The organism is Limnohabitans sp. TS-CS-82, assembly GCF_002943475.1.
On sequence record NZ_PTQX01000002.1, the window covers coordinates 678,443 to 693,834 of the forward strand.

At 57.3% G+C, this 15,392-nt stretch carries 11 protein-coding genes; 4 read left to right on the top strand and 7 right to left on the bottom strand.

The window, feature by feature from the left end:
* Positions 1–79 precede the first annotated feature (79 nt).
* Entirely contained in the window at positions 80–2,209 is a 2,130-nt protein-coding gene (uvrB, locus tag C5F52_RS07615) for an excinuclease ABC subunit UvrB (RefSeq protein ID WP_369951933.1), read from the bottom strand.
* Positions 2,210–2,358: 149 nt separating this feature from the next.
* Here uvrB and C5F52_RS07620 point away from each other — a divergent pair, with 149 nt between their 5' ends.
* Entirely contained in the window at positions 2,359–3,555 is a 1,197-nt protein-coding gene (locus tag C5F52_RS07620; protein WP_104797708.1) for an amino acid aminotransferase, read from the top strand.
* 109 nt (positions 3,556–3,664) lie between these two features.
* On the opposite strand, the gene ygiD is transcribed toward C5F52_RS07620, so the two are convergent.
* The gene (ygiD, locus tag C5F52_RS07625; protein WP_104797709.1) at positions 3,665–4,486 is read right to left on the bottom strand and encodes a 4,5-DOPA dioxygenase extradiol; all 822 of its coding nucleotides are present in this window, start codon (positions 4,484–4,486) and stop codon (positions 3,665–3,667) included.
* 107 nt (positions 4,487–4,593) lie between these two features.
* Here ygiD and C5F52_RS07630 point away from each other — a divergent pair, with 107 nt between their 5' ends.
* From C5F52_RS07630 to C5F52_RS07640, 3 genes are all read left to right on the top strand, one after another.
* Positions 4,594–5,964, top strand: coding sequence for a polyhydroxyalkanoate depolymerase (locus C5F52_RS07630; protein WP_104797710.1), 1,371 nt, complete (start codon positions 4,594–4,596; stop codon positions 5,962–5,964).
* Positions 5,961–6,620 carry an electron transport complex subunit RsxB gene (gene rsxB, locus C5F52_RS07635; protein ID WP_104797711.1) on the top strand — a complete coding sequence of 220 codons (660 nt, stop codon included), beginning with the start codon at positions 5,961–5,963 and terminating at the stop codon, positions 6,618–6,620. The genes C5F52_RS07630 and rsxB overlap by 4 nt, the downstream gene beginning before the upstream one ends.
* A gap of 89 nt (positions 6,621–6,709) precedes the next feature.
* Complete coding sequence (locus tag C5F52_RS07640; protein WP_315227106.1) at positions 6,710–7,876, top strand: MFS transporter; 1,167 nt, start codon at positions 6,710–6,712, stop codon at positions 7,874–7,876.
* 99 nt (positions 7,877–7,975) lie between these two features.
* Here the strand turns inward: C5F52_RS07640 and C5F52_RS07645 are convergent, their stop codons facing one another.
* From C5F52_RS07645 to scpA, 5 genes are read right to left on the bottom strand one after another with little or no spacing between them, the layout of a single operon-like run.
* Positions 7,976–8,458, bottom strand: coding sequence for a VOC family protein (locus C5F52_RS07645; RefSeq protein WP_104797713.1), 483 nt, complete (start codon positions 8,456–8,458; stop codon positions 7,976–7,978).
* A complete protein-coding gene (locus C5F52_RS07650) occupies positions 8,459–10,507 on the bottom strand; it encodes an acetyl/propionyl/methylcrotonyl-CoA carboxylase subunit alpha (protein WP_104797714.1) in 2,049 nt (682 codons plus the stop codon).
* Between the two features lie 20 nt (positions 10,508–10,527).
* Positions 10,528–12,060, bottom strand: coding sequence for an acyl-CoA carboxylase subunit beta (locus C5F52_RS07655; protein WP_104797715.1), 1,533 nt, complete (start codon positions 12,058–12,060; stop codon positions 10,528–10,530).
* Positions 12,061–12,087: 27 nt separating this feature from the next.
* Positions 12,088–13,119, bottom strand: coding sequence for a methylmalonyl Co-A mutase-associated GTPase MeaB (gene meaB / locus C5F52_RS07660; RefSeq protein ID WP_104797716.1), 1,032 nt, complete (start codon positions 13,117–13,119; stop codon positions 12,088–12,090).
* Entirely contained in the window at positions 13,116–15,293 is a 2,178-nt protein-coding gene (gene scpA, locus C5F52_RS07665; protein WP_104797717.1) for a methylmalonyl-CoA mutase, read from the bottom strand. Before scpA ends, meaB begins: the two co-directional genes overlap by 4 nt.
* Positions 15,294–15,392 lie beyond the last annotated feature (99 nt).

The window sequence follows — 15,392 nt, forward strand, 5'->3', positions numbered from 1 at the left end:
CATTGAATTGCTCGGGTACTCCATGAAAAACCACCTTTGTCAAAGACAAAACGGTTTAAGGTGCCCATTGCCTTGCGCATCACGCCTTTTGCGCTAAGACCGCCACGTTGTCATGCCCTGCCCCACCGAAGGCTTGTTCGCGCAACGCAGCCAGTTGATCGCGCACACGGGCGGCGTTTTCGAATTCGAGGTTGCGGGCGTGTTCCATCATCAGCTTTTCTAAGCGTTTGATTTCTTTGGCCACATCGCGTTCGCTCATGTCTTCGATGGCGGCGCGTTGCAGCTCGCGCTCTTGCGCTTCTTTGCCCGCCTTCTCGCTGTAAACGCCATCGATCAAATCGCGAATCCCCTTGACCACACCGCGCGGTGTGATGCCCATTTCTAAGTTGTGCGCGATTTGCTTGGTGCGTCGACGCTCGGTTTCGCCAATCGCTTTTTTCATCGACTCGGTCATGCGGTCGGCGTACAAAATGGCTTTGCCACTCAGGTTACGCGCCGCACGGCCAATGGTTTGAATCAAGCTGCGCTCAGAGCGCAAGAAGCCTTCTTTGTCAGCATCCAAAATGGCCACCAACGACACCTCGGGCAAGTCAATACCCTCGCGCAACAAGTTGATGCCCACCAGCACATCAAACGTACCCAAGCGCAAGTCGCGCAAAATTTCGACGCGCTCCACGGTGTCGACATCGCTGTGGATGTAGCGCACTTTCACGCCGTTGTCGGTGAGGTAATCGGTCAGCTGCTCGGCCATGCGCTTGGTCAGCGTGGTGATGAGCACGCGTTCGTTCAGCTCCACGCGGATGCGGATTTCTTGCAGCACATCGTCCACTTGATGCGTCGCAGGGCGCACTTCCACCAAGGGGTCCACCAAGCCTGTGGGGCGCACCAACTGCTCCACCACTTTGCTGGCGTGGGTCTTTTCGTAGTCGGCGGGCGTGGCTGAGACAAACACCACTTGACGCATGCGCTTTTCAAACTCATCGAGCTTCAAGGGCCGGTTATCTAAGGCGCTGGGCAAACGGAAACCATATTCCACCAGCGTGGTTTTGCGCGCACGGTCACCGTTGTACATGCCGCCGAGTTGGCCAATCATGACGTGGCTCTCGTCCAAAAACATGATGGAGTCTTTGGGCATGTAGTCGGTCAAGGTGCTGGGTGGCGCCCCCACTGGCGCGCCCGACAAATGGCGGGTGTAGTTCTCAATGCCTTTGCAGTGGCCCACTTCGCTGAGCATTTCCAAATCAAAGCGTGTGCGCTGGTCTAGGCGCTGGGCTTCGACCAGCTTGTTCATGCCCACCAGCTCTTTCAAGCGTTCGGCCAATTCCACCTTGATGGTCTCCACCGCCGCCAACACGCGGTCACGCGGTGTGACGTAGTGGCTGGATGGGTAAATGGTGAAGCGCGGAATCTTTTGGCGGATGCGGCCCGTGAGGGGGTCAAACAGTTGCAGGCTTTCAATCTCGTCATCAAACAACTCAATGCGAATGGCCAGCTCAGAGTGCTCGGCGGGGAACACATCAATCGTGTCGCCACGCACGCGAAATTTGCCGCGTGAAAAATCTTGGTCGTTGCGCTCGTACTGCATGCGCACCAGCTGGGCGATGGCGTCGCGCTGGCCCACTTTGTCGCCAGTACGCAGGGTCATGATCATTTGGTGGTAGCTCTCGGGCTCACCGATACCGTAGATGGCAGAGACCGTGGCCACCACGATCACATCACGGCGCTCCAAGATGCTCTTGGTACACGAGAGTCGCATTTGCTCGATGTGCTCGTTGATAGCGCTGTCTTTCTCGATGAACAAATCGCGCTGCGGCACATAGGCCTCGGGCTGGTAGTAGTCGTAGTAACTGACGAAATACTCCACCGCGTTGTTGGGGAAAAACTCACGGAACTCGCTGTAGAGCTGCGCCGCCAAGGTTTTGTTGGGCGCAAAGATGATGGCAGGCCGCCCCAACTGAGCGATCACATTGGCCATGGTGAAGGTTTTGCCTGAGCCCGTCACACCCAACAGGGTTTGAAACACCTCGCCGTCGTTCACCCCTTCAATCAGTTGAGCAATGGCTGCGGGCTGGTCGCCCGCTGGGGGGTAAGGCTGAAACAGCTCAAACGGCGAACCGGGGTAGCGGACCATCGTGCCCTTGGGGGCTTCAGAGGCGGGGACCTCGGCGGCTGGCAATGTGTCAGGGCGTGTTTCTGCGGTGTCAGACATGATGGGTAAAAACTGTATAGCTCGAAAAAACGTGCAATTCAAAAAACCGTACGGGTTGACCCTTAAAATTCAGGCCGAACGTGCAAGCCTACCGCAGACTGCACTTGTTCACCCAACCTCCTTTCTTTATCCGTGATCAAGGACTGACGATGTCAATGTTTACCGCCGTCGAAATGGCACCCCGCGACCCCATCTTGGGCCTCAACGAGCAATACAACGCCGACACCAACCCCAACAAGGTCAACCTCGGCGTGGGTGTGTACTTCGACGACAACGGCAAACTGCCCCTGCTGCAATGCGTCCAAGCCGCAGAAACAACCATGATGGCCACGCCTACAGCGCGCGGCTACTTGCCCATCGACGGCATCGTGGCGTATGACGCCGCTGTCAAAGGCTTGGTCTTCGGTGCTGACTCTGAGCCCGTCACCTCTGGCCGCGTGGCCACCGTGCAAGGCATTGGCGGCACAGGCGGCTTGAAAATCGGTGCTGACTTTTTGAAGCGCTTGAGCCCCAACGCCACCGTGTTGATCTCTGACCCAAGCTGGGAAAACCACCGCGCTTTGTTCACCAACGCCGGTTTCAAGGTCGACACCTACGCTTACTACGACGCCGAAAAACGCGGCGTGAACTTTGAAGGCATGTTGGCTTCGTTGAACGCTGCTGCTGCAGGCACCGTCGTGGTGTTGCACGCTTGCTGCCACAACCCAACCGGTTACGACATCACCGCCGCCCAATGGGACCAAGTGGTGGCCGTGGTCAAGGCCAAAAACCTCACCGCTTTCTTGGACATGGCTTACCAAGGCTTTGGCCACGGCATTGCCGAAGACGGCGCTGTGATTCAAAAGTTTGTCGACGCAGGTCTGTGTTTCTTCGTGTCCACCTCGTTCTCCAAGAGCTTCAGCTTGTACGGCGAACGCGTGGGTGCCTTGAGCGTCTTGTGCGCCGACAAAGAAGAATGCAGCCGCGTGTTGTCTCAACTCAAAATCGTGATTCGCACCAACTACTCCAACCCACCCATCCACGGCGGCGCTGTGGTGGCTGCGGTGTTGAACAACCCCGAGCTGCGCGCTTTGTGGGAAAAAGAACTGGGCGAAATGCGCGTGCGCATCAAAGCCATGCGTCAAAAGCTGGTCGATGGCCTCAAAGCCGCTGGCGTGAAGCAAGACATGAGTTTCATCACCACCCAAATCGGCATGTTCAGCTACTCCGGTTTGAACAAAGACCAAATGGTGCGTTTGCGCTCTGAGTTTGGTGTGTACGGCACCGACACAGGTCGCATGTGCGTGGCTGCATTGAACAGCAAGAACATCGACTACGTGTGCCAAGCCATCGCGAAAGTGATGTAACTGCACACCGTTTGCACGCTTGACGTGCAATCACGAAAAAGGGCCTTCACAGGCCCTTTTTCAATGGGCTGAAGCTTTGCGTATGGTGGTGACGTCGCCCATCAGTCATTCAGCCCCAAATCACTGAGCGCATGGCAATCGATGCCAACTGGTAACCCTCATTGAAGAACTCTACGGGCTCCTGCGCATCAACCGCACCTGCCGCGTACAGCAAGGGTAAAAAGTGGTCATAGCTGGGGTGCGACATCTGCGACATATCTCCTTGTTGCTGAAAGTTCACCAACGATGCCAAGTGCCCGTCTTTGATTTGTGCGGCCACCCATTGGTCAAACTGAACCACCCAGTCATACGCTTGGTCATCAGAGGCTGAGCGGTTCATGGTGCGCAAGTTGTGCACCGTGTTGCCACTGGCCACGATCAAGACGCCCCGCTCACGCAAAGCCTTGAGCTGTTGTCCCAACGCAAAATGTTCAGCAGGCGGACGGCTGTCATCCATGCTGAGCTGCACCACCGGAATGTCCGCCTCTGGAAACATGGGTTTGAGCACGCCCCAGCAACCATGGTCCAAGCCCCATTCCCGCAAATCAATGCCGACCGGTGCGCCTGTGTTGGGCTGGCGAAGCAAGCGCGCCGTCTGAGACACCCAAGCCGGAGCGCCTGATGCGGGGTACTGCTGCTCGAACAAGGCCTGCGGAAAACCACCGAAGTCGTGGATGGTTTTAGGCTTGTCCATGCCCGTCAACCACCAACCTTGCGTGAGCCAATGGGCCGAAATGCACAAAATCAGCTTCGGTTTGGGCCAGCGCGTGCCAAACAGTTGCCCAACATGGACCCAAGCATCTCGGTAAGGCGTGTTGTCAATGACGTTCATGGGACTGCCGTGCCCCACAAAGAGGACAGGCATGCGTTGGGCGCTTGTAGACAGAGTCATTGTTGGTCTTAGACAGTGATGGTTAATAAGTAAATTGGGGGACAGACTCCATTTTCAACCCTGTCTCTGCTGCTATATTGCATTGCAACATTTTTGAGACAAAACCCATGCTTTACCAAATCTTCGAAACCCAACGCAGCCTGATGGAGCCGTTCGCAGACTTTGCGCAGGCCGCCGCCAAGATGTACAGCCACAACACCTCGGCGCTGGGGCATAACCCCATGGCACAGCGTGTTTCAGCCGGTTACGACTTGCTGTATCGCTTGGGTAAAGACTATGAAAAACCAGTCTTTGGCATTCAATCGGTCGATGTGGACGGCACCAGCGTGGCCATCCATGAGCGCATTGAAATAGACAAACCATTTTGTGAACTGCGCCGCTTCAAGCGCTTCACCGACGATGCCAACACATTGGGCAAACTCAAAGGCCAACCCGCTGTTTTGATCGTGGCGCCACTCTCCGGCCACTACGCCACGCTGCTGCGTGACACCGTCAAAACCATGCTCAAAGACCACAAGGTCTACATCACCGACTGGAAAAATGCCCGTTTGGTGCCTTTGAGCGATGGTGAGTTCCATCTCGATGACTATGTGAACTACGTGCAAGAGTTCATTCGCCACCTGCAAGCCCACTACGGCAACTGCCACGTCATGAGCGTGTGCCAACCGACGGTGCCTGTATTGGCTGCTGTTTCGTTGATGGCCAGCCGCGGTGAAGCCACACCCTTGAGCATGACCATGATGGGTGGCCCCATTGACGCCACCAAGTCGCCCACCTCAGTGAACAACTTGGCCACCAACAAGAGCTTCAGCTGGTTTGAAAACAACGTGATCTACCGCGTTCCTGACAGCTTCCCTGGCGCAGGCCGTCGCGTCTACCCTGGCTTCTTGCAGCACACCGGCTTTGTGGCCATGAACCCCGACCGTCACCTGAAGAGCCATTACGACTACTTCAAAGACCTGATCAAGGGCGACAACTCCAGCGTCGAATCGCACCGCGAGTTCTACGACGAATACAACGCCGTGCTCGACATGGATGCCGATTACTACTTGGAAACCATCAACACGGTGTTCCAAGAGTTCAAATTGGTACGCGGCACATGGGAAGTCAAAAACGAGGCTGGCAAAGCCGAACTGGTGCGCCCGCAAGACATCAAAAACACCGCCTTGCTGACCGTAGAAGGCGAATTGGATGACATTTCTGGCTCAGGCCAAACCTTGGCAGCACACACCCTGTGCAGCGGCATTGAACGTAAAGCCCACGACCATTTAGAAGCCAAAGGCGCAGGCCACTACGGCATTTTCAGTGGCCGTCGCTGGCGTGACATTGTTTACCCACACGTCAAAGCCTTCATCTTGGCCCACAACGACATCGCGCCTCAAAAAGCCGTAGCCAAGGCACCTGCCAAAAAGGCGGCGCCTGCGACCCAAAAAGCGGCGCCTGCGGCTAAGAAGGCTGCGCCTGCTGCTAAAAAGTGAGTCTCGCGCTTCGCATCAACGACGCCCTGCCGCAAACGCAATGCACGCGTTGCGGCTATCCAGACTGTCAGCGCTACGCCGAGGCCATTGCCAGCGGTGAAGCGGGCATCAACCAATGCCCGCCAGGGGGCACCGAGGGGGTGGCACGCTTGGCTGCCATCACCGGTCAACCCATCACAGCGCTGAACCCAGAGAACGGGTTTGAGGGCCCACGCACCATCGCCATCATTGATGAAGCGTGGTGCATTGGTTGCACCTTGTGCATTGGCGTGTGCCCCACCGATGCCATCGTGGGCAGCAACAAGCGCATGCACACCGTCATTGAGCCGTATTGCACGGGTTGTGAGCTGTGCATTCCTGCCTGCCCCGTCGATTGCATCTCCTTAGAACCCGTCGACATGGCCCTCACCGGTTGGGCCGCTTGGCCGCAAAATTTGGCCGATCTGGCACGCCAACGCTACGACGCACGCCAAGTGCGCCTAGCGCGTGAAGCCCAAGAAAACGACGAACGTTTGCAAGCCAAAGCCGTGCACAAATTGGCCGATCTGCCAGCCCACACCAGAGGCACAGAAAACGCCCCCGAGGTGGATCGCAAACGCGCCATCATCGAAGCGGCGCTTGCCAAAGCAAAAGCCCGACAAGCCACCCAAGCTTAAAAGTGGGATGAGGGGTAGCGCCTTCTTCCCAATGCGCGACATTCAACATCCCTATGTACACACACTTATCCGAACGCAAAGAGCTTTTGTTGCTTCTCTCCCTCGCCGGCATTCAGTTCACACACATCGTGGACTTCATGATCATGATGCCGCTGGGGCCACAACTCACCCTTCTGTTTAGCATCAGCTTTGCGGAATTCGGCTTACTGGTCTCTGCCTACACCGTGGCGGCAGGCTTGTCGGGCTTGTTGGCCACCACTTTTGTGGACCGCTTTGACCGCAAACGCTTGCTGCTAACGCTGTACGTGTTGTTTGCCCTCACCACCGTGGCCTGCGGCTTGGCCCCCACCTATGGCTGGCTCATGGCAGCACGCATTGCCTCTGGCTTTTTTGGTGGCGTGTTGTCCACCATGACGCAGACCATCATTGGTGATGTGGTGCCGTTCGAGCGCCGTGGTCGTGCCACAGGCATTGTGATGACCTCATTCTCTGTCGCCACCGTCGCAGGCGTGCCTGCGGGTTTGCTATTTGCCAACCTCTGGGGCTGGCACACCGCCTTCTTTGCCATTGGCGTGATGTGCATCGCTGTGGGTGTGTTAGCCAACTACAGCGTGCCCAAACTCGATGCCCATGTGGCCCACGCCAAAGACAAACACGTACTGCACGCCATGGGCCAAGTGCTTGGCGAGTCCAACCAGCGCATGGCGCTGCTCTTGTCAGCCACCATGATGTTTTCGACTTTCACCATCATCCCGTACATCACCCTGTACTTGCAAAACAACCACGTGATGGCGCCCCACGAAATTCCATGGCTCTACTTTTGTGGTGGCCTCGTCACGCTGTTCAGCGGTCGCTGGGTGGGGGGCTTGACGGACCGTTTGGGCAAGCGTGAAACGTTTCAACGCGCCGTGTTGTTCTCCATCATCCCGATGTTTGCCATCACGCTGCTGGAACCTGTGCCACTGCCCGTCGTGTTGCTGGTCACCACCGCCCTGTTCTTTGCCATGAACGCCCGCATGATTCCTGGTATGGCATTGCTCACCTCGGCGGCCAATCCGAAATTCCGCGGCACATTCATGTCGCTCAACGGCGCTGTTCAATCGTTCTCCATGGGGGTGGCTGCATGGGTTGGTGGCCTGCTGCTACAAAGCGAACCCAACGGTCAAGTGACGCACTATTGGCTATGCGCAGTCGTCGCGACGTGTGCGTCTTTGTTGGCATATGCGTTAGCCAAACGGGTATCTATGTATGCGTGACATCGGTTGTCACATTGGCACAACCAGCTATGAAAAAAGCCGTGACGCTGTCACGGCTTTTTAATGAGGCATGTCCAGATCGAACACACAGATTGCGATTTAAGCGTGCGAAGCTGCCAAAGCTGCAAACGCCTTCACCACTTCAGGTGGTGCTTGCACCAGTTCAATCAACACGCCTTCGCCCCCGATTGGGAACTCGTCATTCGCCTTGGGGTGCATGAAGGTGATGTCAAAGCCGGCCGCGCCCTTGCGGATGCCGCCTGGGGCAAAGCGCACGCCTTGCGACGTGAGCCACTCCACTGCCACGGCCAAGTCGTCGATCCACAAGCCAATGTGGTTGAGCGGCGTGGTGTGCACGGCGGGCTTTTTCTCAGGGTCCAGCGGCTGCATCAGATCGACCTCGACCTTGAACGGGCCGGTGCCGATGGCGCAGATGTCTTCGTCCACGTTCTCACGTTCGCTTTTGAAGGTGCCGGTCACTTCCAGGCCGAACATGTCGACCCAGAGTTTTTGCAGGCGCGACTTGTCAGGCCCGCCGATGGCGATTTGCTGGACGCCAAGAACCTTGAAGGGACGTGTCATTTATTCAAACTCCACGATCATCTGGTCCACAGTCAGCGATTCACCTTTGGCAGCGACCACTTTTTTGACCACGCCGTCTTGCGCGGCAAAGAGCACGTTTTCCATCTTCATGGCTTCGATCACGGCCACGCGCTCACCCGCTTGCACTTTTTGGCCGACGGCCACGGCCACATCCACCAGCAAACCTGGCATAGGTGACAACACAAAGCGGCTCAGGTCGGGCGGTGCCTTGTAGGGCATGAGCTTGTGCAGCTCGGCCATGCGGGGCGACATCACCAGCGCTTCAATGCGGGTGCCGTTGTGTTGCACTTGCAAGGCCAGCGGGTTCTTCAAGGTGCCGCGTTCGATTTGAGCGGTGAACGGCTTGCCATTGCAAGTGCCTTCAATGCGGATGTCGTTCAAACGCGAGTTGCTCTCGATCGCATAAGTTTTGCCGTCTACGGTGATCTGCGCTTCGCCATGTTTGCCTGCCGACTCGGCCACATGCACTTGCACATAACGGTTTTTGCCACCTTGACCCAACTCCACCACGGCGTAGTCCTGGCCAATCTTGACGTCGTAGCCCGGCAACTGACCGCTGAGGTTGGCTGCGCGTTGGCGTGACTTGCGACGGACAAAAGCGGCCAATGCGGCGAGGAAGTCGTGGTCGTCGTGCGGCACGTCTTCGGCGCGGAAACCCTGGCTGTACTGCTCTGCGATGAAGCCGGTGTTGAAGTCACCCGACACAAAGCGGGGGTGCGCCAACAAAGCAGCTTGGAAGGGGATGTTGGAGCTGATGCCGCGAATCACAAAACCGTTCAGGGCTTCGCGCATTTTGGCGATCGCGTCGTTGCGGTCTTTGCCGTGCACGATCAGCTTGGCGATCATCGAGTCGTAGAACATCGGGATCTCGCCGCCGTCTTGCACGCCGGTGTCCACGCGCACGCCCAGCAGGTCGGCGGTGTTGGCTTGGAACATGGTTTGCTTGGGCGTCTGGAAGCGCACCAAGCGACCGGTGGAGGGCAAGAAATTGCGGAACGGGTCTTCAGCGTTAATACGGCACTCGATGGCCCAGCCGTTGCGCTTCACATCGGCTTGGGTCAGCGTGAGTTTTTCACCCGCCGCGACGCGAATCATTTGCTCCACCAAGTCGAGGCCGGTGATGGCTTCGGTCACCGGGTGCTCCACCTGCAAGCGGGTGTTCATCTCCAGGAAGTAGAAGCTTTGGTCTTTGCCGACCACAAACTCGACCGTGCCGGCCGATTGGTATTTCACCGCCTTGGCCAGTTGCACGGCCTGCTCGCCCATGGCTTTGCGGGTGGCTTCGCTGATGAAGGGCGATGGGGCCTCTTCGATCACCTTTTGGTGGCGGCGCTGGATCGAGCACTCGCGCTCGTTCAAATAAATCACGTTGCCGTGGCTGTCGCCCAGTACCTGGATTTCAATGTGACGAGGCTCTTCGACAAACTTCTCGATGAACACGCGGTCGTCACCAAAGCTGTTGCGCGCTTCGTTGCGGCAGGAGGTGAAGCCTTCAAAAGCTTCTTTGTCATTGAAAGCGACGCGCAGACCTTTACCGCCGCCGCCTGCCGAAGCCTTGATCATCACGGGGTAACCGATGCCTTTGGCAATCTCAACCGCTTTTTCAGCGGTTTCGATGGCGTCGTTCACGCCGGGAATGCAGTTCACGCCCGCAGCGCCCGCCAACTTTTTGGACTCGATCTTGTCGCCCATGGCGGCAATCGAGAAGTGGCGTGGGCCGATGAAGGCGATGCCTTCGTCTTCGCAGCGCTTGGAGAACTCGGCGTTCTCACTCAGGAAACCATAGCCGGGGTGGATGGCTTGTGCGCCTGTGGCTTTGGCGGCGGCGATGATCTTGTCAGCGACCAGATACGACTCGCGCGAGGCCGCTGGGCCAATCAAAACGGCCTCATCGGCCAGCATCACATGACGGGCTTCTTTGTCTGCTTCGGAATAAACGGCCACGGTTTTGATGCCCATTTTTTGGGCGGTGGCAATGACGCGGCAGGCGATTTCGCCACGGTTGGCAATCAGGATTTTGGTAAACATGTTCTTCTTCTCCTTCGGGCTTAAAGCGGAATGTTCCCGTGCTTGCGCCATGGGTTTTCAATCTTCTTGTCTTTGAGCATGACCAGCGAGCGGCAGATGCGCTTGCGTGTCTCATGCGGCTGGATCACGTCGTCGATGAAGCCGCGTGCGCCCGCCACAAAGGGGTTGGCAAAGCGGGCTTTGTATTCGGCTTCTTTGGCCGCCAGCTTTTCGGGGTCGCCCTTGTCTTCACGGAAGATGATTTCCACCGCACCCTTGGCACCCATGACCGCGATCTCGGCATTGGGCCAGGCAAAGTTCACGTCGCCACGCAGGTGCTTGGAAGCCATCACGTCGTAGGCGCCGCCGTAGGCTTTGCGGGTGATGACGGTGATTTTCGGCACGGTGCACTCGGCGTACGCGTACAGCAGCTTGGCGCCATGTTTGATGATGCCGCCAAACTCCTGGCTGGTGCCAGGCATGAAGCCGGGCACGTCCACAAACGTGACCACGGGAATGTTGAACGCATCGCAAAAACGCACAAAACGTGCGGCCTTGATGGAACTCTTGATGTCCAAGCAACCGGCCAACACCAAAGGCTGGTTGGCCACGATGCCCACGGTCTGGCCTTCCATGCGGGCAAAGCCGATCAGGATGTTTTTGGCGTAATCGGGTTGCAGTTCAAAGAAGTCGCCATCGTCCACGGTTTTGACGATGAGTTCCTTCATGTCATAGGCCTTGTTGGGGTTCTCGGGCACCAGGGTGTCCAAGCTCATGTCCATGCGGCCCGATGGATCGCCGCTGGCGCGCACAGGTGCCTTTTCGCGGTTGTTCAGCGGCAGGTAGTTGTAGAGGCGACGCAGCATCAGCAAGGCTTCGACGTCGTTCTCAAACGCCATGTCGGCCACGCCGCTCTTGGTGGTGTGGGTCAGGGCACCGCCGAGTTCTTCGGCCGTCACTTCTTCGTGGGTCACGGTCTTCACCACTTCAGGCCCCGTCACGAACATGTAGGACGTGTCTTTGACCATGAAGATGAAGTCGGTCAACGCAGGCGAGTACACCGCGCCACCGGCTGATGGGCCCATGATCATGCTGATCTGAGGCACCACACCGCTGGCCATCACGTTGCGCTGGAACACTTCGGCGTAACCACCGAGCGAGGCCACGCCTTCTTGAATGCGCGCACCGCCCGAGTCGTTCAAGCCGATCACCGGAGCGCCGACCTTCATGGCTTGGTCCATGATTTTGCAAATCTTCTCGGCGTGTGTTTCGGACAAGGCACCACCGTACACGGTGAAATCCTGACTGAACACAAACACCAAGCGGCCGTTGATCATGCCGTAGCCGGTGACCACGCCGTCGCCAGGAATTTTGTTGTCTTCCATGCCGAAGTCGGTGCAGCGGTGTTCGACGAACATGTCCCACTCTTCGAAGGTGCCTTCGTCCAGCAAGACTTCGATGCGCTCGCGGGCCGTGAGCTTGCCTTTGGCGTGCTGCGCGTCAATGCGCTTTTGCCCGCCGCCCAAGCGGGCCGCAGCGCGCTTTTTTTCCAGTTGTTCAATGATGTCTTGCATGGTGGCTCTCTTTTCTCCAGGAAGATTTCAAATTAACCCAGCGCTTTGACTTTTCGTTTCATAAGCGCCGAGCAGTTGACGGGCAGCCGTCGACGCGGCCAATTGGCCCGTAGCGACTTGCTGGCTGAGTTGGGGCAGCAGTGTTTGCACACGCGGCTGCGCCCGAAAGTTTTGTTTCAGACCGGCGTCGATGCGTTCCCACATCCACGACAAGGCTTGGTGTTGGCGGCGCTCGGCAAAGAGGCCGTTCTGGGTTTGCAAGGCTTTGAACTCGCACACGGCGGCCCAAAACGCATCCACCCCTTGGTTCAGCAAAGCGCTGAGCTGCACGACTTTGGGGTGCCACACCTCGGTGTTGCGGTGCGCATGGCCCGAGCCACCATGCATGCCCAACAGTTGCAAGGCACTGGTGATTTGCAGCTGCGCGCGCGTCGCGGCGGTGGCGTCGATATCGGCTTTGTTGATGACCACCAAATCGGCAATCTCCATCACGCCTTTTTTGATGGCTTGCAAGTCGTCGCCCGCATTGGGCAATTGCAGCAACACAAACATATCGGTCATGTTGGCCACAGCGGTTTCACTTTGGCCCACGCCCACGGTTTCGACAATGACCACGTCGTAACCAGCGGCTTCACAGACCAGCATGGACTCACGCGTTTTTTCGGCCACACCACCCAGAGTGCCACTCGATGGACTGGGGCGAATGTAGGCTTGATCGTGCACGCTCAAAAACTCCATGCGGGTTTTGTCACCCAAGATAGAGCCGCCAGACACGGTCGACGATGGGTCAATGGTCAGCACCGCCACACGATGGCCCTGAGTAATCAAGTAAAGGCCGAGCGCCTCAATGAAGGTGGACTTGCCCACGCCCGGCACACCACTTATCCCTAAGCGAAACGACTTGCCCGTGTGCGGCAGCATGGCCGTGAGCAAGTCATCGGCCAAGGCCCGGTGATCGGTGCGCGTCGACTCTAAAAGCGTGATGGCTTTGGCCATAGCGCGCCGCTGCACGGCAGCGTTGCCTCGCAGCAAACCGTCGAGCAACTGCTCAGGTGTCACCCGATGGCCTTTTTGATTTGTTCCAAAACGTCTTTGGCGCTGACGGGAATGGGGGTGCCTGGTCCGTAAATGCCTTTGACGCCCGCTTCGTACAAGAAGTCGTAGTCTTGGCGTGGAATCACGCCGCCCACGAACACAATGATGTCGTCCGCGCCCTGCTTCTTCAGCTCGGCAATGATGGCGGGCACCAAGGTTTTGTGGCCCGCTGCGAGGGTGGACACACCCACGGCGTGCACGTCGTTTTCGATGGCTTGGCGCGCGCACTCTTCAGGCGTTTGGAACAAGGGGCCCATGTCCACGTCGTAGCCGAGGTCGGCAAACGCGGTGGCCACCACTTTGGCGCCACGGTCGTGGCCGTCTTGGCCCAGCTTAGAAATCATCACGCGAGGACGGCGGCCTTGTTGGTCAGCGAATGCGGCGATGTCGGCTTTGAGCTGGTTCCAATATTCCATGGTGTCTCCCACGTTTTCACCATCGTCGTAAGCGGCAGCGTAAACACCGGTGACCTTTTGTGTGTCAGCGCGGTGACGGCCAAACACTTTTTCAAGCGCATCGCTCACCTCGCCTACTGTGGCGCGCAGGCGAATGGCCTTGATGGACAAGTCGAGCAAGTTGCCTTCGCCACTTTCGGCAGAGGCAGTCAACGCGTCCAACGCGGCTTGCACTTTCGCTGTGTCGCGTGTGGCTTTGATTTTTTGCAAACGTTCGATCTGACCGTCGCGCACACGCACGTTGTCGATGGACAAGGTTTCGATGGGGTCTTCTTTGGCGAGCTTGTATTTGTTCACGCCCACGATGACGTCTTTGCCAGAGTCGATGCGCGCTTGCTTTTCAGCGGCGGCAGCTTCGATCTTCAACTTGGCCCAGCCGCTGTCCACGGCTTTGGTCATGCCGCCCATGGTTTCGACTTCTTCGATGATGGCCCAAGCTTTGTCGGCCATTTCTTGGGTGAGCGACTCCATCATGTACGAACCGGCCCATGGGTCGATCACGTTGGTGATGTGGGTCTCTTCTTGAATGATGAGCTGCGTGTTGCGCGCAATGCGTGCAGAGAACTCGGTAGGCAAAGCAATTGCTTCGTCAAACGAGTTGGTGTGCAGCGACTGTGTGCCGCCAAACACCGCAGCCATGGCTTCGATGGTGGTGCGCACCACGTTGTTGTACGGGTCTTGCTCGGTGAGCGACCAGCCGGAGGTTTGGCTGTGCGTGCGCAGCATCAAGCTCTTGGGATTCTTGGCGTCAAAGCCCTTCATGATGCGGCACCACAGCAAACGTGCAGCGCGCATTTTGGCGATTTCCAAATAGAAGTTCATGCCCACCGCCCAGAAGAAAGACAAGCGGCCAGCAAAAGCGTCCACGTCCAAACCGGAGGCAATGGCGGTCTTCACATACTCTTTGCCGTCAGCCAAGGTGAAAGCCAATTCCAAAGCTTGGTTGGCACCCGCCTCTTGCATGTGGTAACCCGAAATCGAGATCGAGTTGAACTTGGGCATGTGCTTGGCGGTGTAGCCAATGATGTCGCCAATGATCTTCATCGACGGCTCGGGCGGGTAGATGTAGGTGTTGCGCACCATGAACTCTTTCAGAATGTCGTTCTGAATCGTTCCAGACAACAACTCTTGGCTCACACCCTGCTCTTCAGCGGCCACCACGTAGCCAGCCAAAACGGGCAACACCGCGCCGTTCATGGTCATGGAGACCGACACTTTGTCCAACGGAATTTCGTTGAACAAGATCTTCATGTCTTCCACCGAGTCAATGGCCACACCGGCCTTGCCCACGTCGCCCGTCACACGGGGGTGGTCTGAGTCATAGCCACGGTGGGTGGCCAAGTCAAACGCGACCGACACGCCTTGACCACCGGCGGCCAAGGCCTTGCGGTAGAAAGCATTGGACTCTTCAGCGGTGGAGAAGCCTGCGTATTGGCGAATCGTCCAAGGGCGCACCGCATACATGGTGGCTTGTGGGCCGCGCAAATAAGGCTCAAAACCGGGCAAGGTGTTGGCGTAAGGCAGGTCTTGCGTGTCTTCTGCGGTGTACAGCGGTTTGACACTGATGCCATCGAGCGTCTTCCAATTCAAGGCGCTGACGTCACCTCCGGGTGCGGACTTGGCGGCGGCTTTCGCCCAAGCTTCGAGGTTGGCGGCGTTGAATTCGGTCGGCTTTTGGCTCATGTCAAATCACTCTAAAAATTAGGGTTGAAACCACGGTTTTTGGAATCCGCGAAATCATATCATTCATAATTATTGATGCAAAATATTATCTGAACTTAC